Raw genomic sequence first — 24,889 nt, 5'->3', positions numbered from 1 at the left:
TCGTGGTGCGTGCAGCAGCAGTGGCCATGGGCTCAGTCGTTCGCTTTGGCGAGCGTCAGCGTCTGCACGTCGGACAAGGTCGCCTTGACCGCGCGCACCCGCACCTGCGGCGCGAGCTCGATCTCGACATGCTGGTCCTCGACCTTGGTGACCTTGCCGACCAGGCCGCCGCCGGTGACGACGGTGTCGCCCTTCTTGACCGCGCCGATCTTGGCCTGGTGCTCCTTCATCCGCCGCTGCTGCGGCCGGATCAGCAGGAACCAGAAGATGACGAAGATGGCGAGCAGCGGCACCATCTGCAGGAAGAATGCGGCACCCGAGCCGGCGGATGCGCCGGTGGCTGCCTGAGCGTAAGCGGGAGATTCGAACATCGTTCGGATATGTGCCTGGTCAGCGCCGGCGGAAGCGTCCGGCTGTCAAAGCGGCGCGCCTATCACGGCGCGCACCGTGGGTGCAAGTTGGCGAAGAGGCGCAGCCACAAGGCTTCGACGGATCGAGGCCCGTCCGACACTGACTGTACGCTGCCCGGATTAGATGTCGGCGCCCTAGGCGCGGACGGGGCGGCGTTCGCTGGCGTGGGCGAGCTGGCGCACGGTGCGTCCCGTCAGAGGGTCTCGCCACCCCGGCGCGATCTCGGTCAGCGGACCAAGCACGAAGCTCCGCTCTCGAAACGCCGGGTGCGGGACGGTGAGCTCGCCGCTGCTCCAGCTGCCGCCCGACCAGAGAATGATGTCGAGGTCGAGCACGCGCGGCCCCCAGCGCCGGCCGGGCCGACGTCCGAACTGTCGCTCCAGGGCCTTGAGCGCCTGGAGCAGGGCAGGGGGTGCGCGGTCCGTACGCAACAGTACAGCGGCATTGGCAAAGCGGCGGCCGGCAGGTCCCATCGCCGCTGTGGCGTGTGTGCGGGACACGGCCTGCACCTCGCCGAGCTTCGCGAGCGCCTGCACCGCCGCCGCGATCACGCAATCGGGCAAACCATGCCGGTGGTGGCGGCGATTGGAGCCGATCGCGATCGCATAGCTTGTCCCCGTCACCCGCTCGCGCCTATCGGGCGGACGTGTCCTTTGCCAGCCCCGTTCCCGAAACCGAGCCGCCAGGCGACTGCCCGCGCTGCCCGCGCCTCGTCGCCTTTCGCGAGGCGCTGCGCGTCGAATATCCCGATTGGTGGAACGCGCCGGTGCCGGCGTTCGGCGACCCCGATGCCTGGCTGGTGATCGTGGGCCTCGCGCCCGGCAAGCATGGCGCCAACCGCACCGGACGGCCGTTCACCGGCGATTATGCCGGCGAGCTGCTGTTCGAGACGTTGAGCAAATTCGGGCTCGCGAAGGGCACCTACCAGGCCGATCCGAATGACGGCTATCGGCTGCAGGGCGTCGCCATCTGCAACTCGGTCAAATGCCTGCCCCCCGAGAACAAGCCGGTGCCGGAGGAGATCGCCAATTGCCGGCCCTTCCTCGCTGCGCAGATCGATTCCTTGGCAAATGCGCGCGTCTATGTCGCGCTCGGGCAGATTGCCCATCAGTCGGCGGTGCGGACGCTGGGCGGGAAGCTGGCGGCGCACAAATTCGGGCATTTGGCGGAGCATCGCATGCCGGGCGGGGAGGTGCTGATCGATAGCTATCACTGCTCGCGCTACAACCAGAATACCGGCCGGCTGACGCGCGCTATGTTCGAAGCGGTGTTCGAGCGGGCTTTGGCGTTCCGGCCCTGATCGGCTAGGAGCGCGGCAGGAGGAATGACGCGATGTTGATCCTTGCTCTTGCCCTCGCCGCCACGCCCGCAGCCGCGCAGGCGCCGCTGCCGCTTTGCCGGCAGGCGCGTCCGATGCCGGTTCGCGAGCAGGCCGAAGGCCGCGCCCGCAAGCTCGGCGAACTGCCGCCGGCCGAGGCCTATCTGACGGTGATGCGAACCGAAAATGGCTGCATCAAGCCGGTGCTGGTGCGCGAGGAGCGCAACCGCCGCCCCTGATCGGCGGGTGGCTTGCCCTTCCGGCAGCGCTCGCCCATATGGCGCGCGGGAGTCGGGCGGACGGTGCCGTCGCCAATCTGGTCAGGTCCGGAAGGAAGCAGCCACAACGATTTCGCCCCGGGTCGTTCCGGCTCCCACCGCGCAGCCTTCAGTCCTGAGCTTGTCGAAGGAGCGGCCGGCGGCTCTACGAGCCGTTCGACGACGCGGCTTTGCCGCGGCGCTTCTCTCCTTCCCATCCACGTATCTCGACTTCGCTCGATACGAACGGGTAGAGAACGGACACATGCCCGAATCCTCCGCCTATCGCGTCCTTGCCCGCAAATACCGGCCGCAGCGTTTCTCCGAGCTGATCGGCCAGGATGCGATGGTCACCACGCTCGGCAACGCGATCAGGCGCGACCGGCTGGCGCACGCGTTCCTGCTGACCGGGGTGCGCGGGGTCGGCAAGACCTCGACCGCGCGGCTGATCGCCAAGGCGCTGAACTGCGTCGGGCCGGACGGGCAGGGCGGGCCGACCATCGATCCGTGCGGGGTCTGCGAGCCGTGCCGGGCGATTGCCGAAGGGCGGCATATCGACGTGGTCGAGATGGACGCCGCCTCTCACACCGGCGTCGACGATGTGCGCGAGATCATCGAGGCAGTGCGCTATTCGGCCGTGTCGGCGCGCTACAAGGTCTACATCATCGACGAAGTGCACATGCTGTCGAAGAACGCGTTCAACGCGCTTCTGAAGACGCTCGAGGAGCCGCCGCCGCATGTGAAATTCCTGTTCGCGACTACCGAAGTCAACAAGGTGCCGGTCACGGTGCTGTCGCGCTGCCAGCGTTTCGATCTGCGCCGCATCCCCGCCGACAAGCTCGCCGCCCATTTCGCACGCGTTGTCGAGGCGGAGGGCGCGCGGGCCGAGGAAGAGGCGCTGGCGCTGATCGCGCGGGCGGCGGAAGGCTCGGCGCGCGACGGTCTCTCGATCCTCGACCAGGCGATCGCCCACGCCGATATGGAGGGCGGCGAAGTCTCCGCGGCGCAGGTGCGCGAGATGCTCGGCCTGTCCGATCGCGGTGCGATCCGGCGGCTGCTGGGGCATTTGCTTGCCGGTGAAGCGCAGCCGGCGCTGGCAGCGCTGCGCGACCAATATGATCTCGGCGTCGACCCGGTCGGCGTGCTGCGCGGGCTGCTGGAGGCGGTGCACGGCGTGACGATGGCGAAGATGGGCGGCGCGCCCGATCCGTCCCAGGCCGCCGAGGAGCGTGAGGCGCTGGGCGAGTGGGCGGCGCGGCTATCGTTCGCGCAGCTGCACCGCTTCTGGCAGCTGCTGCTGAAGGGCCATGACGAGACGGCGCGCGCGGTGATGCCGCTGGAGGCCGCCGAAATGGCGCTGCTCCGCATCGTCCATGCAGCTGAACTGCCGGACCCGGCCGAGCTGCTGAAGCGGATCGGCAATGGCGAGGCCGTGCCTGTTGCGCGCGCGGCCCCGGTGCCACCGCCGGCGCCGGCCGCGCCGCCACCGCCGAGCTATCCAAGCGATTTCCGCGCGCTTTACGATCTCGTGTACGAACAGCGGCCAAGGCTAGCGCTGCATTTGCACGATGATCTCGGGCTCATCTCCTACGCGCCGCCAAACCTGACGATGAAGCCGCTGAAGCCCATGCAGGGCGAGTTCGTGCGTGATCTGATCGCCGTGCTCCGTGGGATGACTGGAGTCGTCTGGTCTGTGACTCTCGCGGACGGAGATGCCGAGCCGTCGCTGCTGGAGCAGGAGCGGGCGGTCGAGGCGGCGGCGCGGCAGGCGATTCTCGACACGCCGTTGGTCAAGGCGGCGTTCGAAGCGTTTCCAGACGCGGAGCTGATCGACTATAGCCCCGCCGACCGACGGAGTGCCCCATGAAGAATCTCGACGACATCCTGAACATGGCCAAGAACGTCCAGGACGAACTGACCAAGGCGCAGGCGAACCTGGACAAGATCGAGGTGGAGGGCGTCTCGGGCGGCGGCATGGTCAAGGTGCGCGCGACCGCCAAGGGCCGGATTATCGCGGTCGACATCGACCCCTCGCTCATCCAGCCGAGCGAAAAGCAGATGCTCGAAGACCTGATCGCCGCCGCCTTCAACGACGCCCGCGCGAAGGCCGACGCGGCGTCGAGCCAGGAGATGGGCAAGATGACCAGCGGCCTGCCGCTGCCGCCAGGCTTCAAGTTGCCTTTCTAGAGTCAGTCGTCATCCCGAACTTGTTTCGGGACAAGCTTTGGGCAGCGTAGGGTATGAGGGCTCTCTCGGAGCTCGAGCGTGAACTCGATCATCGGCGTCTATAGCGGCATGGTGGACAAGTTCCCGATCGGCATCGCGATGAACAAGGGCATCCGCGCGCTGCACAAACGCCATAGTCCGGTGCGCGACTATGCCGATCGATCCGGTTTTCCCAAGGGTGTCGGCTATTCGCGCGGCAAGGCTGCCGAGCAGGTCCCGCAAGACTATCGTGCGACCCCCGCAGCGGCCGGCGCGTCCAAGCCGACGGGCGAGACCTCGCCCGCTTCGGCCGACCTGATCGTCGAAGTCGCCTGGTCCGCCGGCCATGACCCTTCAGCAAGTCGGCGGGGCAGTGCTGATGGCGCTGTTCCTCGCCGACATCTTCCTCACTATTCTTTACGCTCGCGCCGGCACCGGCCTGCTGGCACCGCAATGGAATCGTCTCGTCTGGTTGGCGCTGAAAGCGCTGTCCGAACTGTTCGACCTCCGGCGCGGTGCGGCATTGTCATTCGCGGGTCCGCTGATCGTCATCCTGCTGATCGCATTCTGGGCGCTGGGCCTTGCGGTGGGCGCAGCGCTCGTCATCCAGCTCTAGCTGGGGACGACAATCCGGCAGAGCAGCGGCCAAGCCTCTCGCGCCTCCTTTACCTATTCAACTCGCTCGTCGGCGCGTCGGTGCTGTCGCTGGTCCTGAGCTACCTGGTCCAGGTCTATTCCGGGCTGCGTCAGCGCAACGCGTTGGCGCTTGCAATAGACCTGATGACCGGCGGCACCGGCGACGCGGCCGAGATGCTGGCGCGGCTGGGCGCGGACGGCGACTTAGGCGACCCGACGAGCGAGATCGGCAATTTGGTGCGCCCGCTCGCCGTCACGAAGGAGGCGCACCATTTCTACTCTCTGCTCTTCTACTTCCGCTTCAAGGACCCGCTCTAATCGGTCTTACGGCTGACGTTCGTCCTGCTCGATCCGGCGACGCTGATCCAGACCTCGCTCGACCCGCAACGGAATGCCGGCCTGGTGCGCTCGGCACCGGTCGCAGCGGTATGGCGGGGCGCATATCTGCTGCTGGAGACGCTCGATCGCAAATTCCCGACCGCACGCGGAAGCGGGGACGACACGGCCGACACTCAGCGCCTGAACGAGAGCTACGCCGCTCACGTCGACACGTTGCGCCGCGCCGGTATCGAGGTGCGGCCGGACGCTGCCGGCTATGCCGATCAACGGCGGCGCTGGGAGCCGCTCGCCGCCGCGTCGCGCCCGCCTTGGCGTACCGGAGGGAAGAAGTCGAAACCCGGGGACCTGCTTCAGATCCGCCGTTGCAAATGGATTGTGGAGGAGAGCCTGCCGATCGAGCGCCCCGCAGCGTCCGCGCTCGATCTGGCAAACGAAATTGCCACTGACCATGCCGGTACCGCAGACTGGGTGGCGCGCCCGGCAGGATTCGAACCTGCGGCCCCAAGCTTAGAAGGCTCGTGCTCTATCCATCTGAGCTACGGGCGCGTGCGCGCTTCCATAGCGAAGCTTGTGCAGGTGCGAAACGGCGATACTGTGCTGGCATGAGCGAAGGGGCAGAACGGCCGCGCGCGGTCGATGCACGGGCACTGGCGGGGACGCATTTCCGCTATTTCGATTTCGTGATGGCGGCATTCGTCGCGATCATCCTGCTGTCGAACGTGCTCGGCGCCGGCAAGGTCGCGCAGATTTGGCTGCCGATCGCCGATCGTTATTGGCCGTTCGGCGCCGGCATCCTGTTCTTCCCCGTCTCCTACGTGATCGGCGACGTGTTGACCGAAGTCTATGGCTATGCCCGGGCGCGGCGCGTGATCTGGGCGGGCACGGTCGCCCTCTTGTTCATGGCGTTCATGTCGTGGGTGGTGGTCGCGCTGCCGCCCGCCCCCGACTGGACCAATCAGCCCGCCTATGACGCGATCTTCGGCCAGGTGCCGCGGATCGTCTTAGCCTCCATCATCGCCTTTTGGGCGGGGGAGTTCGTCAACGCCTTCGTGCTCGCGCGGATGAAGCTGCGCTCGGGCGGCAAGCATCTGTGGATGCGCACCATCGGCTCGACGATAGCCGGCCAGGGGATCGACAGCCTCATCTTCTACCCGCTTGCCTTTTGGGGGGCGGCGGGCTGGACGGGCGACCTCGTCCTCAAGGTCATGGTCACGCAATGGGTGCTGAAGGTCAGCTGGGAAGCGTTGCTGACGCCGGTCACATACGCTGTCGTTGCCTTCCTGAAGCGCCGCGAAGGCGTCGATGTCTATGATGAGGGCACGAACTTTACACCCTTCGCCGCCCGCGTATGAGCCCGTTGCAGCAGGTCAAATGGCTGCTGGTCGATAATCTCCATCTCTCGAAGGATGCGCTGCACATCTATGTGGCGCTGACCCTGTTCCTCGGCAGTGCCCTCCTGCTGCGCTGGCCCCTGAAGAGCTGGCGGCCATGGCTGCTGGTGCTTGCCGCGGCGGTCGCGGGAGAGGCGTGGGACCTGCGCGACAGCGTCGTCTACGGCACGCCGATCGACCTGTTCGCCAACGCCAAGGATGTGGCGAACACGCTCTTCTGGCCGACCGTGCTGATGCTGCTCGCGCGCCGGACGCGCGTGCTGAAGCGAGGCTAGGCCCCGACGGTCTCCAGCAGCCCTTCGAACAGGCGGCGGCCGTCGATGCCGCCATGGGCGGCTTCGACCTTGCGTTCCGGGTGCGGCATCATGCCGAGCACATTGCCTTGAGCGTTCAGGATGCCGGCGATGTTGCGGGCCGAGCCATTGCACGCTTCGGCGTAGCGGAAGGCGACGCGGCCTTCGCCTTCCAGTCGGTCGAGCGTCTCGTCGTCGGCGAAGTAGTTGCCGTCATGATGCGCGACCGGAATGGTGATGGCCTCGCCGGCCTCATAGCGGCTGGTGAAGGCGGACTGGGCGTTCTCGACGGTCAGCGAGACATCGCGGCAGATGAAGTCGAGATTGGCGTTCCGCATCAGTGCGCCGGGCAGCAACCCGGCTTCGGTGAGGATCTGAAAGCCGTTGCAGATGCCGAGCACCGGCACGCCCTTGTCGGCCGCTTTGGCGACCGCATCCATGATCGGGCTGCGCGCGGAGATGGCGCCGGTGCGGAGATAGTCGCCATAAGAGAAGCCACCGGGCAGGGCGACCAGACCGGTGCCGTCCGGCAGCTCGGTGTCGCGGTGCCAGACCATCGCCGGAGCGCGGCCCGTCACCTGCTCGATCGCGGCGGCCAAGTCGCGGTCGCAGTTGGAGCCCGGAAAGACGATGACGGCGCTCTTCATTGGCGCTCCACCCGGAAATTCTCGATGACGGTGTTGGCGAGCAGCCTAGTGCACATCGCCTCGATATCGGCGTCCGACGTGCCGTCCGCCAGGTCCAGCTCGATCATCTTGCCCTGGCGCACATCGTTGACGCCGCTGAAGCCAAGGCCTTCAAGCGCATGATGGATCGCCTTGCCTTGCGGGTCGAGAACGCCGTTCTTCAAGGTGACGAACACGCGCGCTTTCATCTGGGCACCTCTGGAGTGGAGTTGGCGGCTCTATGGTCCGCCAGGCCTCAACCCGCAACCCGTCAGAAATAGCGGGCGAGCGCGAAGCGGAAGCGGTGCCGGTCGGAATCGTAGAAGGCGTAGTTCGAACCGATATGCGTGTAGCTGTAGGTGACCGAGGGGGAGAAGCCGAGCACCCGGATCGCCCGGCTGCCCAGATAGGCGCGTGCGCTGATCCGCGTGTCGCGCCGATCGGAGTCCGAGAACAGCGTGATCGGCGCGTCGTAGCGGGCGAGGGAAATCCCGCCCGATAGGCCGGCGTTGATCCCGTGCGGCAGCTCGCCGCCGATGCCCAGGTTCACGCCGAACTCGCTGTTCGACAGGCTTTCGGAGCGCAGCGACTCGCGCCGGACGAAGCCGCTCGCCGAAGCGATCATCGTCTTGGCGACGACGCGCTCGTAGGTGCCATAGGCGCCATATTGCCAGCCATCATAGCTGGTGCCGAAGCCCGATTCGGTGCGGCGCGCGTCGAGTTGGAAGCCGAGCCGCTGGCCCTGGTCGAGGAAAGTCGTGAGGCCCGTCTTGACGCCGATCTGCTGCTGAGCGGTCTTGCCGCCGAACCAGCGCTGTAGGCCGACCAGCTGTGCGGTGACGGCCGTCTTGGCGCTGAGCTTCCATTCGGGTCCTGCCGCCAGCTGCAGCATGTAATCGTCGAAATCATCTTCCTCATAATGGGTGAACTGGCCGTCGCCGTCGATCAGCCAGGCGAGCTTCGCATCCTGCTTGAGGCGCAGCCCGCCGGAGAAGCTGCCGGTTAAGCCGAGGCCCGAACGCGGCTTGGCGTCGTCGTTGAGCGCAAAGGGCACGCGGTTGTTGGGGCTGACCAGCAAGTCGACCTGTTCGGCGGACGTGGCGTTGTTGATGTTGGTATCGGGCGCCAGGCCGAAGTCGAAGCGGAAGTTCCAGATGCGCTGGTCACGGATGATGCCACGCGTAGAGCGCACGGTCGCGGCAATCTCGGGCGGCAGGTTCTTGTCCTGCGAGGCGAGGCGGAAATGATGATCGGCCGCGCTCTTGTCGCCGTCCATCAGCAGGGCACGGGCGAGTTCGAGCCGGACGCGGGTCTGTGACGGGTCGATGGCGAGCGCCGCGCGGAACTCGGTGATCGCTTCCTTCACCGCGCCGGTTTCGATCGCGACATAGCCGGCGAGGAAGTGGCGCTCCATCTGCTTGCCGGGCACCTGCTCCAGCGCAGCGATCAGCGGACGGGCAGCGTCGAACTCGCGGGCCAGCACCAGCTTCTCGGCGGTCGCGAGCAACTCGTCACCGGTCAGCCGGGCCGAGCAGGTACCGGTCGCGTCGCAGGCAGGCGCCGGGCTCGTGGCGGCTTGCGCCGCCAGGAGCAATGCGGCGAACACTATTTGGTACCGGTGAAGGCGCCGAGAATATCGATCCGCTGGTCGGGCGTGCCGCCGACGATGCGGAAGCCGCCGCCGACTTCGGCCGCGGCCGGGCCGAAGAAGGCGCCGTCGATGCTCGAACCCGCGATGTTCACCGGCATTGCGCCGCCTTGGTTGAACGATGCCGCGGTGAATTGACCGAGGAAGCCGCCTGCATTGACCAGGTCGATGCGGCCATTGCCGGTCGCGGTGAAGGTCGCGCCCGCGCCGAGCACCGCCTGCTTGGTGGTGTAGGCGTCATATTGCGGCGCGAAGACGGTGCCGGTCAGGTCGAGCGTGAAGCTGCTTGCGCCGAAATCGACCGTCGTCTTGCTGCGACCTTCGATCCACTGGAAGTAGGTCGGCGCATTGTTCACGCTGTCGCGTAGCGGATTGTAGACCATGGTCGCGACCATCGCGCCGTTATAGGTGGCGCTGCCGGTCTTCGGGACGGCGTCGAGATCGGTGCGCTCGCCAAAGGTGAAGGCGGCCCGTTCCAGCGTGTTGTTCTGGAGGATGCGGAAGCCGCCGCCGGGCAGCAGCTCCTGGACGACGCTGGTATTGTTGCGGACATAACCGGCGAAGGTCACATATTTCGTCTCGGTGCCCGGCTTTTGGTAGAAGAAGGACACGTTGTTGTAGATGCCGGTGGGATCGCCGACCGGCACCATGTCCGACTGGGCCGGATCGAACGTGACCGGTTCCTTGCGCGATCCGGCCTGCAGATACTGGATGCCGCCGGCGGACAGGCGCGGAACGCCGGTCTGCGGCTCGCGCAGGCCGCCGAAATCGGTGCGGTGCAGAGGGTCCTGAAAGCGCAGGGTTTGCGACACGTTGGCGTTCGGCGCGGAAATCTTGACTTCGAAGATCGCGTCGCGCGGGTTGTAGTCGACGGTGATGCCGCTGTTGCGGGCAGTCGAGCTGTCGCCGGCATAAAGCTGCGCGCTTTGCGCATTGCCGCCGGTCTGCGTCGAATAGCTGTAGCTGTGGACGCCGCCGATCGCCGAATAGGTCTTCTGCACGGTCGGATTGACGAAGCTGTGGTTGTTCGCCGGACTCTGCGGCGCGCCAGCCGGAGCGGCGCTGCTGCCGACCGACTGCGGCCCCGCGCCCCCGCACGCGGCGAGAGTAAAGATCGGAGCAAGGAGCACGAGTTTACGCATGAGCCGTCCTTCGGGCATGAAGTTCGGCACCGTCCTAAGCAGGACTTGGTTAAGAGCGGCTAAAGTTGCCGCGATTTTTCGCGCACCTTGGGTTGGGGGCGTCAGTCCTCGCGCGCCGGGATCGGCTTGCGTTCCTTCAGATCGAACCCGTCGTCGGTGCCGAGCACATGCACCTTTACATTGTGCATCGACAGGACGCGCTCCGGCCGCGCCTCGGCGACGTTGGAGTGGGTGACGTGTTGTCCGTCGAACACATAGACGGCGCCTGATCCGATCACCCGGAAGCTGTTGCCCTCGACAATCGCGGCCGTGTCCTCGTCCACGCCCATGCCGAGCACGCGCGGATTGTGCGCGACGGCGCCCAGCAGCCGGCCGAAGCGTCCGCGTTCGGCGAAATGCTGGTCGATGATGACGTTGCGGATCAGGCCCAGGCCCGGCGCCATATGGAGGTCGCCGATCCGGTGGGTCTCGGCGCTGGTGCCCTTGACCAGCATCGTCTCGCTCATCGCTGTCGCGCCCGCCGACGTGCCGGCGATCAGCCCGCCGCGTTCGAATAGCGCCCGCACCTTCGCTTCGATCGGCGTGTCGCCGACCTGGCTGGTGATGCGCAGCTGGTCGCCGCCCGAAAAGAACACGCCGGCGGCGTCGTCCAGCACGGCGAGCTTCTCGTCGGCCTCGGCCTCGCATCGATCGTTTAAATAGAGTTCGACCAGCTCGCCTAAGCCGAGATCTTCGAAGGCGCGGTGATAATCGTCGAAATAGCCTTCCGGCTTGTGGCTAGCGACCGTGGCGAGCACCAGCTTGCCGCCGCGCACGCGCCGCGCGACTTCGCGCAGGATGGTGCGCTTGCCGTCCGGATCCCGCTCCTCATGCCCGCCGATGATGATCAGCGTCCCGCGGTCGCTCACTGGCCCTGTTTCCTCAACCATAAGCCCGGGCTGTTATCGCCTTCGGCGATACTCGCCACCGCAAAATGCGGGCTGTTGTGCGCCCAGCCGATCCGGCCTTGCGCGTCGATGGCCACTCCGCCGGCATCGCCGCCCACGCGCTCCATTTCGCTGACCGCCGCGTAAATCGCGCGTTCGGGGCCAAGCCCGTTCATGCTGTGCATGATCTTCGAAGCCAAGCGCAGCCGGGCGATCCCCTCGCCATGCCCGGACAGGGCGACAGCGCCGACGCCGTTCTCGGCATAATAGCCGCAGCCGGGCATCGCGCTGTCACCGGCTCGCCCCGGCAGTTGCCCCGCAAGACCGCCGGTCGAGGTCGCTGCCGCATAGTCGCCATTCCGATCGAGCGCGACGGCTCCGACCGTGTCGTGCATCTCGGCCTCTTCGCTCGGCGGATCGGCGGTGCGTAGTTCTTCAAGGGTGCAGAGCTCCGCACCCATCTGCTCAGCGAAGCGCGTCGCCCCTTGGCCGGCGAGCAGAATCGGCTGTTCGCGCAACAGCGCCTTTGCCACGCTGACCGGGTGGCAGACCCGCTCGATGGCGATTACGCCGCCGATATCGAGCGAGGCGCCGTCCATGATGGCGGAGCACATTTCGATGTTGCCGTAGATGGTCGGGTCCGATCCGCGACCGGCATTGAAGACCGGCAACCGCTCCAGGACGCGCACCGACGCTTCCACCGCGTCGATCGCGCGGCCGCCATCGGCAAGTATGGCGCGCCCGGCCTCGATTGCTTCCGCCAGTCCGTCGCGGTTGTCGGCCTCTTCCTCGGGCGCGATTTCCTTGGCGCCGCCATGGATGATCAGCTTCCACTCCGTCATTACGCTACCGTCGTCAGGCGTTGAGTGGGGGCAGGGGCGGCCTTGCGCGGGCAGAAATGCAGCACCTGCCGCCACGCCGCTTCCACCTCTGTCGGCGTGATCACCACCAGATCACCGGGCATGGCCAGGATGAGGCCGGTCTCGGTCGCTTCGGCCTCGCCGGCGATCAGGTGAATGTTGCTCGGCTGCGTGCCGGCCTCGAGCGCGCCCTGGCGCAGCAACCGCATGATCTCGCCGCGCGGCCGGCCCCTGGTCGCCGGGTCCTCGCGGAAGACGAGTTCGTCGAACAGGTCCGCCGCGATGCGGCCCATTTCGACGATGTCTTCGTCCCGCCGGTCGCCGGGAATGGAGATGACACCGACGGTGCGCGGATAGCGGCGCCGCAAGCCCGTCACGACCTTGCCCAGCGCGGTCAGGCCGGCCGCATTATGAGCGTAGTCGAGGATCACGCGGAAGCCGTGCGCGTCGTGCACGTTCAGCCGGCCCGGATTCTGCTCGAAGGTCGACTGGAAGCTGCTGAGCGCGGAGCGGATGGTGATCAGCGGCACGCCATGCGCGACTGCCATCGCGATCGCCGCGCAGCTGTTGGCGATGTTGAACTCCGCCTGGCCGTGGAGCGTGGCGGGGATCGCCCCGGCGGCCATCACCAGTTCGCGGCGACCATCCTTGTGCAGGACGATGCAGCCGCCTTCGTCACCGGGCTCGCGAACCACCGCCATGCCGCCATTTTCGATATGGTCGCAGAGCCATTGGGGCATGTCGGCGGCGCCCTTCAGCGAGAACCAAGCGATGCTGCCGCCCGCGCGTCGTGCCTTCGAACGGACGATCGGATCGTCGGCGTTCAGCACCGAAGTGCCGTCGCGACGCACCGTTTCCACCACCAGCGCCTTCAGGTCGGCCAGATCCTCGACCGTGTGGATGCCCTTGAGGCCGAGATGATCCTCGGCCACATTGAGGAAGGCGCCGACATCGGCATGCCGGAAGGCCAGGCCTTCGCGCAGCATGCCGCCCCGCGCCGTTTCCAGCACGGCGACCTCGACGGTGGGGTCGCGCAGTACCATGCGGGCGCTGCGCGGACCGGTTGCATCGCCCGGGCTGACGAGCTGGTCGTTGATATAGACGCCGCTGGTGGAGGTGAGGCCGACGGTGCAGCCCGTGTAGCGCAGGATGTGCTTCAGCATCCGCGCCGTCGTCGATTTGCCGTTGGTGCCGGTAACGGCAAGGATCGGCACGCGCGAACGGCGGCCGCGCGGAAACAGCATCTCGATGACCGGCTTGGCGACATCTCGCGGGCTGCCTTCGCTCGGCTCGATATGCATGCGGAAGCCAGGGGCCGCATTCACCTCGATCACGCCGCCGCCCGTGTCCCGCACCGACCGCGAGATGTCCGGCGCCATGAAGTCGATTCCGGCAATGTCCAGCCCGATGACCAGCGCGGCGCGCCGTGCGATCTCGGCATTGTCGGGATGGATTTCGTTGGTCCGGTCGATCGCCGTGCCGCCGGTCGACAGGTTGGCCGTCGCGCGTAGCTGCACCCATTGGCCGGCCGCCGGGACGCTGTTCGGCGTCAGGCCGGAGCGCTCCAGATATTCGAGCACCAGCGCGTCGACCTTGATGCGCGTCATCACCTTTTCATGGCCGTCGCCGCGGCGTGGGTCCTGGTTCACGCGCTCGATGAGTGCGGCAATGGTGCAGACCCCGTCGCCGATCACATGGGCAGGCACCCGCTCCGCGACCGCGACCAGCTCGCCATTGACGACGAGGATACGGTGGTCGCGTCCGTCGAAATATTGTTCGACGATGATGTCGCGTCGGCCCTTGGCCTCGGCCAGTGCCTGCGCAAAGCCGAAGCGAAGCTGGTCCTCGTCGCGGATGCCGATAGTGACGCCGCGGCCGTGATTGCCGTCGAGCGGCTTGGTGACCAGCGGATAGCGCAATCTCCGCGCGGCCCAGATTGCGTCCTCCACATCGCGCACCACGACACCGCGCGGCACCGGAATGCCGCTGTCGGCAAGCAATTGCTTGGTGAAGTCCTTGTCGCCCGCTGCCTCGACGGCGATCAGCGACGTGCGGCCGCTGATGCTCGCCCGGATGCGCTGCTGGAAGCGGCCATGGCCGAGCTGAATCAGGCTGCCATTGTTGAGCCGCATGACGGGGATCCCGCGCCGCTCCGCCTCGTCGACCAGGGCCTGGGTGGTGGGACCGTAGCCAGAGCGGCGGACCAGGTGCTTCAGCTCGTCCAGCCGTCGCTGGAAGTCGAAGGCGCTGCGCATTTCGACGATCCGGTCGAGCCCTTCGGCGCCGGCAAGCTCATCGGGGAGGAGCGAGTCGACCAGCTCCAGAGCGATGCGGCCGGCGAGCAGACCGACATCCTCATATTGATAGGCGAACATGATGTTGTAGACGCCGGGCCGCCCCTTCACGCCGCGGGTCTTGCCGCGGGTCACGCGGGTGCCGGCGAGCGTCTGCAGCTCCAGCGCAACATGTTCGGCGACATGGCCGAGCCAGGTGCCTTGTTCGAGTCGCTGCACCAGACCGCCCCGGCGCCGATAGGAGCAGCCATGGCGCTTCAGGCCCGGCAGCAGCGCCAGCAGTTGCTCGGTGAATCCTGGAATGCGGTTGCTGGGCCAGTCCTCCAGCCGCCCGAGATCGGCCATGATCCGGATCATCGGCGTGTGGCTGTAGAAATGGGGCCCGCGATAAACGCCCGTTTCGAGGACGGTGAGCGGTTGGGTCAGCATCCTGGTCGAAGCGTCGGACTTCGAACCGAAAAATACCGTGTTCATAACGGGCCGATCGGCTCCCGGCAGATGGAAATGGGATCGGAATGATCCCGCCCGACCTGAACCGACCAGATTTCGTTAAGTTCCTGAAACGAAAGCTAATCTGGGTTAGCGCGCTGACTGCTGGGGCCCGCACCCCTCGCGGTTGTCACAGCTTTGCCGCTGATGAGGTTCGGAAAAAAGACCGCGCGAGCCTCCGAGATTTGGCCCGCTTCTGCGGCCGCCTGCGCCTTTTCGTCTGTCAGTCGGACAACAGGGGTTTATCATGCGAGTTCATCTGAAATCGATTTTCCTGCTTGCGTTGGCATCGGCCTCAGGCCCGGCCTTCGCCACTCATGCCGTCATCTATGGACCGCGTTCCGACGCCTTCGCCAACTCGGCGGCCCATCGCGGCCCATATGTGTACGGGTCCAGCGCACGTTACGTAAACGGCGTGCAGGATGCCGGTAGCTCCTACGTCAACGAAGGGGGCACCAGCACGGGCGGCGGTTTGCTGGCGCAGAGCTGGGCGGCGACTACGCAGGACGGCGGCTTTGGCGATGTCGCGCTACATAACGAGGCCTATGCCGCCGCCAGCCTGGCCGCCGGCACGCTGAAGGCATCGACCGCCTCTACCGGGCCGAACACTTTCGGCTCGCCGCTCGGCTTTGCGGAAGCGCGGATCGACGACACCATCTACTTCAACAATGCGACGGCGGGCGACCTCACGGTCTCCATCACCTATGCCTTTACCGGCCGGCTGGTGGATCCATTCGACGGCACCGACAGCAACGCCAATCCGGGCGGCTACACGATTCTGCAACTCGGCTGCGACTATTATCTGTGCTTCAACGACCAGAACCAGGCGGTGCGCTTCGCGCTGGCGCCGAGCCGCGCCGCGGGCGGCAACATGAATTATTACTTCAGTGAGGACACGGGGGGCTATTTCGGCGCCAACATCTATGGCGGACCGGATGATGCCTTTGAGACCGGGTTGGGCGCCGCGAACGGGATCGATGGCCGGGTCGATGGCTGGATCCGGGCGACCCTGCTGGTGCCGACCGGCCAGACTTCGCTCGGCATACGCGGCGTGCTCGGGCTCGATTGCCGCGGCGGCAGCAGCTGCGATTTCGGCCATACCGGTACTTTCCGGTTCGGCGACCTGCCGAGCGGGCTGAGCTTCTCGTCGGCTTCAGGGTTGTTCCTGTCCGGGCTTGCTGCTCCCGGCGTGCCGGAGCCGGCGAGTTGGGCACTGATGATCGCGGGATTCGCCGGCGCCGGCATGTCGCTGCGGCGGCGGCGCCGCCAGCCTTATTTCGCCTGATCCTTTTCGGGGGGAAGGGCTGCGGCGCTCCCGGCCGCAGCCCTTTACCCGAGCCTTTGCCTAGCGTCCGCGCCGTTTGCGGTGGCTCTCGAGGTCCAGCACCGCATTCTCGCCGTCTTCCGGCAGCAGGCCGAGGCGGCGGGCGACTTCCTGATAGGCTTCGACTTCGCCGCCCAGGTCGCGACGGAAACGATCCTTGTCGAGCTTCTCGCCCGACTCCATGTCCCACAGCCGGCAGCCATCCGGGCTGATCTCGTCCGCCAGGATTACGCGCGCATAGTCATTGTCCCAGATGCGCCCGAACTCCAGCTTGAAGTCGACCAGGCGGATGCCGATGCCGGCAAAGAGTCCGCACATGAAGTCGTTCACGCGGATCGCCATGTCGGTGATGTCGTGCATCTCGTCCTGGCTGGCCCAGCCGAAACAGGCGATATGCTCTTCACTGATCAGCGGATCGCCAAGCGCGTCGTCCTTGTAATAATATTCGACAATCGTTCGGGGCAGCTGCGTGCCCTCCTCGATGCCGAGCCGCTTCGACAGCGTGCCGGCCGCGACGTTGCGCACCACCACTTCGATCGGGATGATCTCGACCTGGCGGATCAGCTGCTCGCGCATGTTGAGGCGGCGGATAAAGTGGGTGGGCACGCCGATCGTGCCGAGCAGCGTGAAGATATGCTCCGAGATGCGATTGTTGAGCACGCCCTTGCCGCTGATCGTGCCCTTTTTCTGGGCGTTGAAGGCGGTCGCGTCATCCTTGAAATACTGGATCAAAGTGCCCGGTTCCGGGCCTTCGTAGAGGATCTTGGCCTTGCCTTCGTAAATCTGGCGGCGGCGGGCCATCGGCAGCTCCTTGGGCGTGCGCCCGACATGAAAAAGTTGCGCCCCGGAAGCGCGGTCTGGCGCGGCCGAGGCGGGGCGCCCTCTTAGCTTAACCCTTGCAGCGGTGCAATCGAGCCGGTCAGATGACGCGCTCGCCGATGACATTGCCTGAGGTAAGATAGCGGCAGACGAGAATATCGTCATCGCCGCTCCGCGCGACGCCGCAGCCGACCCGCGTCGTCTCGCGCCAGATCAGCTGGGTGTAATGGCCCACGGCCTGCAGGTCTCCGGTGTGGGAAACAGCGGGGAAGACGCCGGGTTTGAAGTCGGCCTTCTCATTGATCCAGTAACCGACCATTTCCTCAGGCGCATAGGCACCGGCCGTGCCGGCCCAGAGGTTCTCGCCGGCCATGGTCCGATCGAAAGGGCCGGCTGGAGAATGGTCGAACCGGCCCGTGCGGGCGAGATGGTCGGCCCAGGCCTGGGCCTGCGCGGCCAGGCGCTCGTCCCACTTGAGCGGCTGGACGCCGAGCGCGCTACGCTCGCGATTGTGGCTGGCGAGGATGCGCTCGGCAAAGGCAGAATCGCGGTCGACGCCACCCGTGAGCAGCGGCATCGCCACGGCGAGCGCCGCGGCCAGCAATCCCTTCCATCCCCGCACGTCGTTCATTTTGCAGCCGATTTCCTTGCTGAAACCTTACAGAACGGCTGCGTAACGGTTCAGCTCGTGCCCGTCGGTGCCTCAGGTCACCGCTTCGCCGAGCACATTGCCGCCTTCGGCATAGCGGCAGACGAGGATGTCCTCCTTGGTGGAGCGGGCCAGCGCGCAGCCGACCTTGCGGGTGCTGCGCCAGATCAACTGGGTGTAATGGCCGACCTTCTCGAGATCGCCGCTGCGCGAGACGCTGGGAAAGACGCCCGGACGATAGTCGCGCTTCTCGGCGATCCAATAGCCGACCATTTCTTCGGGCGCCCACGCACCGGGTGTGCCGGCCCAGAGATTTTCACCCTGGACATCCGGGTCGGACGGATCGGCGGGGGAGTGTTCGAAGCTGCCGGTGCGGGCGAGCGCATCTGCCCAGATGGCGGCGTCGGCGGCCAGGCGCTTGTCCCAGGTCAGCGCCGGAACGCCGACCAGGGCACGCTCGCGATTGTGTGCGGCGAGCAGGCGCTCTTCGAGGCTGCTCGTGCGATCAGTACCGCCGATCATTAGCGGAGCTGATGAGGCGACCGCCGCCGCGCAAAGAATCCTGAGCGCTTTCATGCGCTTGGATCCTGCACGACGGCCGGTGAAAGGCCGCCTGAGAACTTTGGTTAAAGCGTCGTATACCCTTTGCCGCATTGCCCTTCGATCGTCCTGTTCCTGTCGGACCAGGGCGCGTCGTAGAGGCGGGCGGTGAGGCGATCGAAGGCGTAAGCGACCGATTTGACCAGTCGGGCGATGTCATCGCCCAGCTGTCCACGAAAGGCCTGATAGATGCGATCATCATGTTCGTCGCGCATTTCGCTGCTCCTGTAGCTGCAGCTTGCAAATGACCGTTGCGCTCACGGAACGCCAACAAAGCGTTGGACGCGAGACATAAGCCTAGCTTATCATGTGAGTTGATGCGTCGCCTGCCTCCCCTTGCTGCCGTCCGTGTGTTCGAAGCCGCTGCACGGCATCAGAATTTCACCAGCGCCGCGCAGGAACTTGGCATGACCCAGGCCGCGGTCAGCTACCAGATCAAGCTGCTGGAGGAGCGGCTGGGCATCAGCCTGTTCGTGCGCGAGCGCGGCCGGGTGGCCCTCAGCGAGGCCGGGCGGCGCGTCGGGCCGCTGGTCGCCAAAGCGTTCGACGAGCTCGATAGCGCCTTCGATCTGGCGCGCACGAACAATGAATCGGTGCTGACGGTCAGCTGCTCGACCACTTTCGGCCCCAACTGGCTCGCGCCCAGGATCGGTGCGTTCCAGATCCGTGTGCCGGACGTGGCGGTGCGGCTGCACACGTCCAACAGCCTGGTCGATTTCGCGCGCGACGATGTCGATGTTGCGATCCGGGGCGGGCGCGGCGATTGGCCGGGCCTGTGCGCACATTTCCTGATGCGCATGCCGCTGATGGTGTTTGCCAGCCCAGAATTCCTGAAGGAGCATCCGTCGATCCGCACCCTGGACGGCGTGATGCGCCACGCGCGGATCAGCCCGGACGATAGCTGGTGGCAAGTGTGGCGCGACCAGGTGGGCGGCGTGCCTTCGCCCGATGCCCCGCGCGGCATCCGTCTCGACACCCAGATCGCCGAGGGTCAGGCGGCGATGGCCGGCTTGGGCATCGCTCTCCTCAACCCGATGCTGTGGCGGGTGGAGATCGCGGCCAGCCGGCTGGTGCCGGTGCTCGACGATGTCGCGTTCGATCCGAGCGACTTTTATCTCGTTTACCCCGAACATCGCCGACAGGTGCGCAAGGTGCGCATGGTCCGCGACTGGCTGCTGGAGACGGTCGCAGCCGAAGCAAGGCAGGGCCCGCCGGAATATTACCGCCAGCCGGTTGGCGCGGACGTGCAACCCTGATTATCACAGACGCATGCGCGCCAGCGATGCCACCGATGTTTCGATTACGCGCCGGCGGCTGCTCGTCACCGGCGGGCTGGGCGTCGGGCTGGTCGTCGCCTGGACGGTGTGGCCGCGCACCTATTCCGTCAATCTGACCGCCGGGCCGGGCGAGCATATCTATGGCCCCTATCTCAAGATTGCCGAAGATGGGCGGGTGATCGTCGCCGTGCCGCAGGTCGAAACGGGGCAGGGCGTCTACACCACGCTGCCGCAGATCGTCGCCGACGAGCTGGGCGCCGACTGGCGGACGGTCGCAGTCGAAGCGGCGCCGATCAACCCGCTATATGCCAATCGGCTGTTCATGACCGAGTTGGCGGAAGGCGTCGCGCCGAAGCTGGCTGGCGTCGCCGACACCTTTGCGACCCGCACCGCCGCTATGGTCACTGGCGGATCGACTTCAGTGCGCATGTACGAGGAGCCGTTGCGCGAGGCGGCGGCGGCGGCGCGCGTGCGCCTGTGCAAGGTGGCGTCGCGACGGTGGGACGTCGAGTGGGAGGAGTGCGGCACCCAGGACGGCTTTGTCGAACATGAAGGCAAAAGGTTGCGCTTCGCCGATCTCGCTGCCGCCGCGGCCGACGAGGACGCGCCCGACCAGCTACCGCTGCGGATGGGCAAGCTGGCCGGCCAATCGCTGCCACGTCTGGACACGCCGTCAAAGCTGGACGGCTCGGTCGATTTCGCCGCCGATGTGCGGCTGCCGAACATGGTCTATGCGGCGATGCGGCAGGGACCGGTCGGCGTCCATCGCTACGCCGGCGGCGACGTCGCGGCGGCGCGGCAGGTGCGCGGGCTGATGCAACTGGTCAGCACGCGCGAATGGGTCGCGGCGGTCGCCAACAACAGCTGGGCGGCCGAGCGGGCTTTGGAGCTGCTGCGCCCGCGGTTCGAGACGAAGGGCGCGCTAGCCGACGACAGGCTGATTGCGACCGCGTTGGATGAAGCGCTGGACGGTGATGGCACCCGCGTGGTCGCGCGCGGCGACCTTTCCGCCAGCTTCAAGGATGCGACGGTGTTCACCGCCGACTATCGCGTCGCGCCGGTGCTGCACGCAGCGCTTGAGCCCATGACGGCGACCGCCTCCTGGAGCGATGGCCTCCTGTCGCTGTGGCTGCCCACCATCGCGCCGGAAGCCGCGCGGCAGGCGGTCGCCCGCTCTCTGCAATTCGACGCCGGCAACATCGTCATCCATCCGATGCAGATCGGCGGCGGGTTCGGGCGGGGGATGAGCGCCGAGGCGGCGATACAGGCGGGTCATTTGAGCCGTCAGCTGAAGCGGCCGGTGCAGCTGTTCTGGAGCCGCGCCGAAGCAATCGTGCAGGGCCGGTTTCGCCCGCCGGCCCACGCGCGGATGACGGGCCGGCTCGCCGGCGGACGCGTGGCCGGGCTGCTCGTCAAGATCGCGGCACCCGCTTACGGCGCCGCCATCGCCCGCACCTTGCTGCCGAACGAAGCGGCCGCGCGATCCCTGATCGGCGGCGGGGACGGGTTCGCCGTCGCCGGCGCGGAGACGCCCTATGGCATCGACGATCTGGCGGTCGATCACCATGCCGCGGACCCGAAGCTGCCGCTCGGCTATTGGCGCTCCGGCGCGCGCAGCTATACCTGCTTCTTCACTGAAAGCTTCATCGACGAGCTGGCGGGGTTCGGCGGCACCGATCCCTTCTCGTTCCGCATGGCGATGTTGGGCAAGCAGCCGCGGCTGGCGCGCTGTCTGTCCACCGTGGCAGCGCTCGGCGGCTGGCAGGGGGGCCAGGCGGGAACGGGTCAGGGTCTCGCCGCCCACGCTGCACATGGCAGCTTCATCGCCGTGCTGGCCGATGCGCGGGAAGAGGGCGGGCGCGTCAGATGCGACCGGCTGGTCGCGGTCGCCGATGTGGGCCGGGCGATCAACCCGGACATCGTGCGCCAGCAGATCGAGGGGGGGCTGATCTTCGGCCTCGCGGCGGCGACCGGCTGCGCACCCGGCTTCGACCACGGCCTCACCCGTGCGCGCCGCATGGCCGACCTGAACCTGCCGCGGCTCGCCGACGCGCCGGAGATCAGCGTCGAACTGTTGCAGAGCAATGATGAGCCCGGCGGCGCGAGCGAGCTCGCGGTGCCGCCCGTCGCTCCCGCGCTGGCGAATGCGCTGTTCGCGGCGACCGGGCGGCGATATCGGCAACTGCCGCTCGGTAATGCCTCTTAGACCTGGTGCTAATTTTGAAGCCTCAGCAACACCCCGACATTGCAGCACCCCAGGTGGGCGTGCTGCTGATCAATCTCGGCACACCGGAAGCGCCGACGGTGCCTGCCGTCCGCCGCTATCTCGCCGAGTTTCTGTCGGACCGCCGAGTTGTCGAGATTCCGCCGATCGCCTGGCAGCCGATCCTGCGCGGCATCATCCTCAACACGCGGCCGGCCAAGTCGGCCCACGCTTATGGCCTCGTGTGGACCGAGCACGGCTCCCCGCTCGCCCGCTACACGCGCGCCAAGGCGGAGAAGCTGGCGGGGGCGTTCGGCGCGGACGTAATCGTCGAATGGGCAATGCGCTACGGTCAGCCTTCGATCGGCGGCCGACTGAACGCGCTCAAGGCGGCGGGCTGCGAGCGCATCCTGCTCGCCCCCATGTATCCGCAATATTGCGCGGCGACGACGGCAACGGCCAACGACAAGGCGTTCGAGCTGCTTGCGGCGATGCGGTGGCAGCCCGCCATCCGGACTTTGCCGCCCTACCATGACGATCCGGCCTATATCGACGCGCTCAAGCGATCGATCGAGCGGCAGCTCGCCGCATTGCCATTCGAGCCGCAGCTGATCCTGGCGAGCTTCCACGGCATGCCGCAGCGGACGCTCGAACTCGGCGATCCCTATCATTGCCATTGCCGCAAGACGGCCCGCCTGTTGCAGGAGGCGCTCGGCCGTCCGATCGAGGTAAGCTTCCAGTCCCGCTTCGGACGCGCCAAATGGCTCGAACCGGCGACCGATGCCGTGCTGGAGGAACTGCCGCGCCGGGGCGTTGAGCGCGTGGCCGTGGTTGCGCCCGGCTTCAGCGTTGATTGTCTCGAGACACTCGAAGAGCTGGCGATCCGCGGACGGGAGAGCTTCCTCGGTGCGGGGGGCAAGGACTTCGCGTATCTCGAATGCCTGAACGATAGCGAAGAGGGCATGGCGATGCTGCGCGCCTTACTTGCGCGTGAACTTGCGGGCTGGGTGGCGCCTTCGTAGGAGAGCTTCAAACCCAGGATAGGGAGAGGAAGCGAATGGCGAGAGTGGCGGTAGTGACCGGCGGCACGCGCGGCATCGGCGAAGCGATCAGCTTGGCGCTGCGCGACGCCGGAATGACGGTAGCGGCCAATTATGCGGGCAATGACGAGCGCGCGCGGGAGTTTACCGACCGCACCGGCATCAGGGCCTATAAGTTCGATGTCGCAGATTTCGACGCTTGCCTCGCCGGCGTCCAGCAGATCGAGGCGGAGCTTGGCCCCGTCGACGTGCTGGTCAACAATGCCGGCATCACCCGTGACGGCACGATGAAGCGGATGAATCGCCAGGCTTGGGATGATGTGATCGACACCAATCTGGGCGGCTGCTTCAACATGGCGAAGGCGGTGTGGGAAGGCATGAGCGCGCGGAAATATGGCCGCATCGTCAATATCGGCTCGATCAACGGGCAGGCGGGTCAGTACGGCCAGGTGAACTATGCCGCCGCCAAGTCGGGCATTCACGGCTTCACCAAGGCGCTCGCTCAGGAAGGCGCGCGCGCCGGCATCACCGTCAATGCGATCGCACCCGGCTATATCGACACCGACATGGTCGCCGCCGTCCCCGCCGATGTGCTCGAGAAGATTGTCGCCAAGATTCCCGTCGGCCGCCTCGGCAAGGCGGAAGAAATCGCCCGCGGCGTGGCGTTCCTGTGCGCCGAAGACGGCGGCTTCATCACCGGCTCGACGCTCAGCATCAACGGCGGGCAGCATATGTACTGACGCTTCAGGCGGCCTGCGCCTGCGTCGAATCTCTTCCCGCTTCAGGGTAAAGCCGAGGACTGGTCAAACCGCTGCGAAGCTCATATATACCGGTCGTTATGGAATCTCTACGAGCCGTCGGGCGGGGCCGTCCCCGCGAGTTCTGCGTCGATCAGGCGCTGGCGGCGGCGCTGCGCGTGTTCTGGAGCAAGGGCTATGAGGGCGCCTCGATGGCGGACCTCACCGAGGCGATGGGCATTACCAAGCCCAGCCTCTACGCCGCCTTCGGCAACAAGGAGCAGCTCTTCGTCAAGGCGCTCGACCTCTATGAGCGCGAGAAGCTCGACTATGTCGGCGAGGCACTGGCCGAGCCAACGGCGCGCAAGGTTGCGGAGCATTTGCTGCGCGGCGCGCTTGAGAACCAGACCAGCAAGAGCGAGCCGCATGGCTGCCTGGGCGTGATCAGTTCGGTCGCGTGCGGCGCGGAAGCCGAATCGATCCGTCAGTTCGTGCTCGCCCGGGGTGCCTCCGCGCGCAAGGCTTTGGTCGAGCGTTTCGAACAGGCGAAGGCGCAGGGTGACCTGCCTGCCCATGTCGATGTCGAGGGGCTCACCAGCTATCTGTATGCCGTCCTGCAAGGCATGGCCGTGCAGGCAGGCGCGGGTGCATCGCGCGAGGATCTGGATCGCCTGATCGCGACCAGCATGTCGATGTGGCCAAGCGCCTAAAGCTGAGCTTTGTGGCAGCCGCGCAAAAATCTTCAGAAAAGTAAACCGGCCGGTATAAAAAGCACTTGAACAGCAGCTGAACTGTTTATATACCAGTCGGTATAGAGTGGCGCGAAGGCGCCGCTGCTTTGGGAGAGATGCGGAAGGGAGCGGCACGCGCCGGCTCCTCTCCGCACGTCGAAGATCGATGGCCGATCGCCGCGAAAGCATGCGCTTTCGGGAACGGGCAGGCTTTGCCCGCGACCGGCCGCCACAGGGAGGAACAAGATGGCCTATGTAAATTTCGCCGAGACGGCACCGGCGCTCCTCTTTCACGCCCCTGCGCGCGAGCAGGTCCGCGCCCGCGGCTTCAGCGCGCTCGAATGGTCGGTGGTGGCGCTGGCCCGGCGGGACTCGCTCGGCTCCCTGCGGACGCCCGGCCGGATCGCCCGCGCTATGGCCGCGGTCTTCGGCACCCGATCCGAGAACCCCGTCGCCGATCCCCGGCTGGAGGCGCTGCGGCGCACTGCCGTTCACGCGTGGCACCACAGCTTCGCGATCCCCGAAACGGAGATCGAACGATTCTACGCGGCGGGCTTCTCGCCCGACCAACTCCAGCTTCTTCTCACCAGCATCAGCCGCGACCGCGCCGCCGGTCGCCGGAAGGCCTGAACCCA

The 24,889-nt window shown here is 66.5% G+C and carries 28 protein-coding genes, 1 tRNA gene and 1 other RNA gene; 16 read left to right on the top strand and 14 right to left on the bottom strand.

The features are described from left to right. Positions 1-32: 32 nt before the first annotated feature. Together yajC and folK are read right to left on the bottom strand one after the other, a co-directional pair. Entirely contained in the window at positions 33-371 is a 339-nt protein-coding gene (gene yajC / locus HJG53_RS04470; protein ID WP_171127943.1) for a preprotein translocase subunit YajC, read from the bottom strand. Between the two features lie 174 nt (positions 372-545). Further along, the gene (gene folK / locus HJG53_RS04465; protein ID WP_171127942.1) at positions 546-1,034 is read right to left on the bottom strand and encodes a 2-amino-4-hydroxy-6-hydroxymethyldihydropteridine diphosphokinase; all 489 of its coding nucleotides are present in this window, start codon (positions 1,032-1,034) and stop codon (positions 546-548) included. A 23-nt stretch (positions 1,035-1,057) separates the two neighbouring features. On the opposite strand from folK, the gene HJG53_RS04460 reads away from it, so the two are divergent. The 7 genes from HJG53_RS04460 (at position 1,058) to HJG53_RS18255 (ending at position 5,145) form a co-directional block, all read left to right on the top strand. Continuing rightward, positions 1,058-1,711, top strand: coding sequence for a uracil-DNA glycosylase (locus HJG53_RS04460; RefSeq protein ID WP_171127941.1), 654 nt, complete (start codon positions 1,058-1,060; stop codon positions 1,709-1,711). 32 nt (positions 1,712-1,743) lie between these two features. Further along, on the top strand, positions 1,744-1,968 hold the full coding sequence (locus HJG53_RS04455) for a hypothetical protein (protein ID WP_171127940.1): 225 nt from the start codon (positions 1,744-1,746) through the stop codon (positions 1,966-1,968). A gap of 44 nt (positions 1,969-2,012) precedes the next feature. Next, positions 2,013-2,110: signal recognition particle sRNA small type (ffs, locus tag HJG53_RS04450), an RNA gene on the top strand. A 141-nt stretch (positions 2,111-2,251) separates the two neighbouring features. After that, positions 2,252-3,853 carry a DNA polymerase III subunit gamma/tau gene (locus HJG53_RS04445; RefSeq protein WP_171127939.1) on the top strand — a complete coding sequence of 534 codons (1,602 nt, stop codon included), beginning with the start codon at positions 2,252-2,254 and terminating at the stop codon, positions 3,851-3,853. Continuing rightward, complete coding sequence (locus HJG53_RS04440; RefSeq protein ID WP_171127938.1) at positions 3,850-4,173, top strand: YbaB/EbfC family nucleoid-associated protein; 324 nt, start codon at positions 3,850-3,852, stop codon at positions 4,171-4,173. Before HJG53_RS04445 ends, HJG53_RS04440 begins: the two co-directional genes overlap by 4 nt. 364 nt (positions 4,174-4,537) lie before the next feature. Beyond that, positions 4,538-4,807, top strand: coding sequence for a hypothetical protein (locus tag HJG53_RS18260; RefSeq protein ID WP_174842745.1), 270 nt, complete (start codon positions 4,538-4,540; stop codon positions 4,805-4,807). Positions 4,808-4,887: 80 nt separating this feature from the next. Further along, positions 4,888-5,145 carry a hypothetical protein gene (locus tag HJG53_RS18255; protein ID WP_174842744.1) on the top strand — a complete coding sequence of 86 codons (258 nt, stop codon included), beginning with the start codon at positions 4,888-4,890 and terminating at the stop codon, positions 5,143-5,145. A 490-nt stretch (positions 5,146-5,635) separates the two neighbouring features. Here the strand turns inward: HJG53_RS18255 and HJG53_RS04430 are convergent. Then, a tRNA-Arg gene (locus HJG53_RS04430) sits at positions 5,636-5,712 on the bottom strand. A 56-nt stretch (positions 5,713-5,768) separates the two neighbouring features. On the opposite strand from HJG53_RS04430, the gene HJG53_RS04425 reads away from it, so the two are divergent. Further along, on the top strand, positions 5,769-6,518 hold the full coding sequence (locus HJG53_RS04425) for a queuosine precursor transporter (RefSeq protein ID WP_171127937.1): 750 nt from the start codon (positions 5,769-5,771) through the stop codon (positions 6,516-6,518). Next, on the top strand, positions 6,515-6,832 hold the full coding sequence (locus HJG53_RS04420) for a hypothetical protein (protein WP_171127936.1): 318 nt from the start codon (positions 6,515-6,517) through the stop codon (positions 6,830-6,832). Before HJG53_RS04425 ends, HJG53_RS04420 begins: the two co-directional genes overlap by 4 nt. Here the strand turns inward: HJG53_RS04420 and purQ are convergent. From purQ to cphA, 7 genes are all read right to left on the bottom strand, one after another. Further along, on the bottom strand, positions 6,829-7,497 hold the full coding sequence (purQ, locus tag HJG53_RS04415) for a phosphoribosylformylglycinamidine synthase subunit PurQ (RefSeq protein WP_171127935.1): 669 nt from the start codon (positions 7,495-7,497) through the stop codon (positions 6,829-6,831). The two genes, HJG53_RS04420 and purQ, sit on opposite strands and share 4 nt — an antisense overlap. After that, a complete protein-coding gene (gene purS / locus HJG53_RS04410; RefSeq protein WP_171127934.1) occupies positions 7,494-7,724 on the bottom strand; it encodes a phosphoribosylformylglycinamidine synthase subunit PurS in 231 nt (76 codons plus the stop codon). The genes purQ and purS overlap by 4 nt, the downstream gene beginning before the upstream one ends. Before the next feature lie 62 nt (positions 7,725-7,786). Beyond that, positions 7,787-9,121: a surface lipoprotein assembly modifier gene (locus HJG53_RS04405; protein ID WP_171127933.1), complete on the bottom strand. Its 1,335-nt coding sequence runs from the start codon at positions 9,119-9,121 to the stop codon at positions 7,787-7,789. After that, positions 9,121-10,305: a transferrin-binding protein-like solute binding protein gene (locus HJG53_RS04400; RefSeq protein ID WP_171127932.1), complete on the bottom strand. Its 1,185-nt coding sequence runs from the start codon at positions 10,303-10,305 to the stop codon at positions 9,121-9,123. Before HJG53_RS04400 ends, HJG53_RS04405 begins: the two co-directional genes overlap by 1 nt. Before the next feature lie 101 nt (positions 10,306-10,406). Further along, a complete protein-coding gene (locus tag HJG53_RS04395) occupies positions 10,407-11,213 on the bottom strand; it encodes a cyanophycinase (protein WP_368039501.1) in 807 nt (268 codons plus the stop codon). Beyond that, complete coding sequence (locus tag HJG53_RS04390; protein WP_171127930.1) at positions 11,210-12,073, bottom strand: isoaspartyl peptidase/L-asparaginase family protein; 864 nt, start codon at positions 12,071-12,073, stop codon at positions 11,210-11,212. Before HJG53_RS04390 ends, HJG53_RS04395 begins: the two co-directional genes overlap by 4 nt. Then, positions 12,073-14,859, bottom strand: coding sequence for a cyanophycin synthetase (cphA, locus tag HJG53_RS04385; RefSeq protein WP_217352585.1), 2,787 nt, complete (start codon positions 14,857-14,859; stop codon positions 12,073-12,075). Before cphA ends, HJG53_RS04390 begins: the two co-directional genes overlap by 1 nt. A 262-nt stretch (positions 14,860-15,121) precedes the next feature. Here cphA and HJG53_RS04380 point away from each other — a divergent pair, with 262 nt between their 5' ends. Then, a complete protein-coding gene (locus tag HJG53_RS04380) occupies positions 15,122-16,159 on the top strand; it encodes a PEPxxWA-CTERM sorting domain-containing protein (RefSeq protein WP_171127929.1) in 1,038 nt (345 codons plus the stop codon). 60 nt (positions 16,160-16,219) lie between these two features. Here HJG53_RS04380 and purC read toward each other — a convergent pair whose 3' ends face one another. The 4 genes from purC to HJG53_RS04360 all read right to left on the bottom strand — a co-directional run bounded on the left by purC (position 16,220) and on the right by HJG53_RS04360 (position 18,481). Next, entirely contained in the window at positions 16,220-16,999 is a 780-nt protein-coding gene (purC, locus tag HJG53_RS04375; RefSeq protein ID WP_171127928.1) for a phosphoribosylaminoimidazolesuccinocarboxamide synthase, read from the bottom strand. A 118-nt stretch (positions 17,000-17,117) separates the two neighbouring features. Then, positions 17,118-17,648 carry a CAP family protein gene (locus tag HJG53_RS04370; RefSeq protein WP_171127927.1) on the bottom strand — a complete coding sequence of 177 codons (531 nt, stop codon included), beginning with the start codon at positions 17,646-17,648 and terminating at the stop codon, positions 17,118-17,120. A 72-nt stretch (positions 17,649-17,720) separates the two neighbouring features. After that, complete coding sequence (locus tag HJG53_RS04365) at positions 17,721-18,242, bottom strand: CAP domain-containing protein (RefSeq protein WP_171127926.1); 522 nt, start codon at positions 18,240-18,242, stop codon at positions 17,721-17,723. A 50-nt stretch (positions 18,243-18,292) separates the two neighbouring features. Then, positions 18,293-18,481 carry a hypothetical protein gene (locus HJG53_RS04360; protein ID WP_171127925.1) on the bottom strand — a complete coding sequence of 63 codons (189 nt, stop codon included), beginning with the start codon at positions 18,479-18,481 and terminating at the stop codon, positions 18,293-18,295. A 102-nt stretch (positions 18,482-18,583) separates the two neighbouring features. Between HJG53_RS04360 and HJG53_RS04355 the strand changes: the two genes are divergently transcribed. From HJG53_RS04355 to HJG53_RS04330, 6 genes are all read left to right on the top strand, one after another. Continuing rightward, positions 18,584-19,522 (top strand): LysR substrate-binding domain-containing protein, encoded by a 939-nt coding sequence (locus HJG53_RS04355; protein ID WP_171127924.1) that lies wholly within the window; start codon positions 18,584-18,586, stop codon positions 19,520-19,522. 13 nt (positions 19,523-19,535) lie between these two features. Beyond that, positions 19,536-21,749 (top strand): xanthine dehydrogenase family protein molybdopterin-binding subunit, encoded by a 2,214-nt coding sequence (locus HJG53_RS04350; protein ID WP_171127923.1) that lies wholly within the window; start codon positions 19,536-19,538, stop codon positions 21,747-21,749. An 11-nt stretch (positions 21,750-21,760) separates the two neighbouring features. Further along, positions 21,761-22,768: a ferrochelatase gene (hemH, locus tag HJG53_RS04345; RefSeq protein WP_171128186.1), complete on the top strand. Its 1,008-nt coding sequence runs from the start codon at positions 21,761-21,763 to the stop codon at positions 22,766-22,768. Between the two features lie 35 nt (positions 22,769-22,803). Beyond that, positions 22,804-23,526, top strand: coding sequence for an acetoacetyl-CoA reductase (gene phbB / locus HJG53_RS04340; protein ID WP_171127922.1), 723 nt, complete (start codon positions 22,804-22,806; stop codon positions 23,524-23,526). Positions 23,527-23,624: 98 nt separating this feature from the next. Continuing rightward, the gene (locus HJG53_RS04335) at positions 23,625-24,233 is read left to right on the top strand and encodes a TetR/AcrR family transcriptional regulator (protein WP_171127921.1); all 609 of its coding nucleotides are present in this window, start codon (positions 23,625-23,627) and stop codon (positions 24,231-24,233) included. A gap of 267 nt (positions 24,234-24,500) precedes the next feature. Continuing rightward, positions 24,501-24,884, top strand: coding sequence for a hypothetical protein (locus HJG53_RS04330; protein ID WP_254447492.1), 384 nt, complete (start codon positions 24,501-24,503; stop codon positions 24,882-24,884). The last annotated feature ends 5 nt before the right edge of the window (positions 24,885-24,889 follow it).

Origin of the sequence: Sphingomonas sp. ID1715 (genome assembly GCF_013044515.1) — a bacterium.
Lineage (GTDB): Bacteria > Pseudomonadota > Alphaproteobacteria > Sphingomonadales > Sphingomonadaceae > Sphingomonas_B.
Note: the sequence above shows the minus strand (reverse complement) of the source record. Positions and strands in the feature narration are given on the sequence as shown.

Bases quoted from the DNA above. Each gene is read 5' to 3' on its own strand.
- yajC (WP_171127943.1), bottom strand. From the start codon at position 371: ATGTTCGAATCTCCCGCTTACGCTCAGGCAGCCACCGGCGCATCCGCC.
- HJG53_RS04455 (WP_171127940.1), top strand. From the start codon at position 1,744: ATGTTGATCCTTGCTCTTGCCCTCGCCGCCACGCCCGCAGCCGCGCAG.
- HJG53_RS04445 (WP_171127939.1), top strand. From the start codon at position 2,252: ATGCCCGAATCCTCCGCCTATCGCGTCCTTGCCCGCAAATACCGGCCG.
- HJG53_RS04440 (WP_171127938.1), top strand. From the start codon at position 3,850: ATGAAGAATCTCGACGACATCCTGAACATGGCCAAGAACGTCCAGGAC.
- HJG53_RS18260 (WP_174842745.1), top strand. From the start codon at position 4,538: ATGACCCTTCAGCAAGTCGGCGGGGCAGTGCTGATGGCGCTGTTCCTC.
- HJG53_RS04425 (WP_171127937.1), top strand. From the start codon at position 5,769: ATGAGCGAAGGGGCAGAACGGCCGCGCGCGGTCGATGCACGGGCACTG.
- HJG53_RS04420 (WP_171127936.1), top strand. From the start codon at position 6,515: ATGAGCCCGTTGCAGCAGGTCAAATGGCTGCTGGTCGATAATCTCCAT.
- purQ (WP_171127935.1), bottom strand. From the start codon at position 7,497: ATGAAGAGCGCCGTCATCGTCTTTCCGGGCTCCAACTGCGACCGCGAC.
- purS (WP_171127934.1), bottom strand. From the start codon at position 7,724: ATGAAAGCGCGCGTGTTCGTCACCTTGAAGAACGGCGTTCTCGACCCG.
- HJG53_RS04400 (WP_171127932.1), bottom strand. From the start codon at position 10,305: ATGCGTAAACTCGTGCTCCTTGCTCCGATCTTTACTCTCGCCGCGTGC.
- HJG53_RS04390 (WP_171127930.1), bottom strand. From the start codon at position 12,073: ATGACGGAGTGGAAGCTGATCATCCATGGCGGCGCCAAGGAAATCGCG.
- cphA (WP_217352585.1), bottom strand. From the start codon at position 14,859: ATGAACACGGTATTTTTCGGTTCGAAGTCCGACGCTTCGACCAGGATG.
- HJG53_RS04380 (WP_171127929.1), top strand. From the start codon at position 15,122: ATGCGAGTTCATCTGAAATCGATTTTCCTGCTTGCGTTGGCATCGGCC.
- purC (WP_171127928.1), bottom strand. From the start codon at position 16,999: ATGGCCCGCCGCCGCCAGATTTACGAAGGCAAGGCCAAGATCCTCTAC.
- HJG53_RS04370 (WP_171127927.1), bottom strand. From the start codon at position 17,648: ATGAACGACGTGCGGGGATGGAAGGGATTGCTGGCCGCGGCGCTCGCC.
- HJG53_RS04365 (WP_171127926.1), bottom strand. From the start codon at position 18,242: ATGAAAGCGCTCAGGATTCTTTGCGCGGCGGCGGTCGCCTCATCAGCT.
- HJG53_RS04360 (WP_171127925.1), bottom strand. From the start codon at position 18,481: ATGCGCGACGAACATGATGATCGCATCTATCAGGCCTTTCGTGGACAG.
- HJG53_RS04355 (WP_171127924.1), top strand. From the start codon at position 18,584: ATGCGTCGCCTGCCTCCCCTTGCTGCCGTCCGTGTGTTCGAAGCCGCT.
- HJG53_RS04350 (WP_171127923.1), top strand. From the start codon at position 19,536: ATGCGCGCCAGCGATGCCACCGATGTTTCGATTACGCGCCGGCGGCTG.
- phbB (WP_171127922.1), top strand. From the start codon at position 22,804: ATGGCGAGAGTGGCGGTAGTGACCGGCGGCACGCGCGGCATCGGCGAA.
- HJG53_RS04335 (WP_171127921.1), top strand. From the start codon at position 23,625: ATGGAATCTCTACGAGCCGTCGGGCGGGGCCGTCCCCGCGAGTTCTGC.
- HJG53_RS04330 (WP_254447492.1), top strand. From the start codon at position 24,501: ATGGCCTATGTAAATTTCGCCGAGACGGCACCGGCGCTCCTCTTTCAC.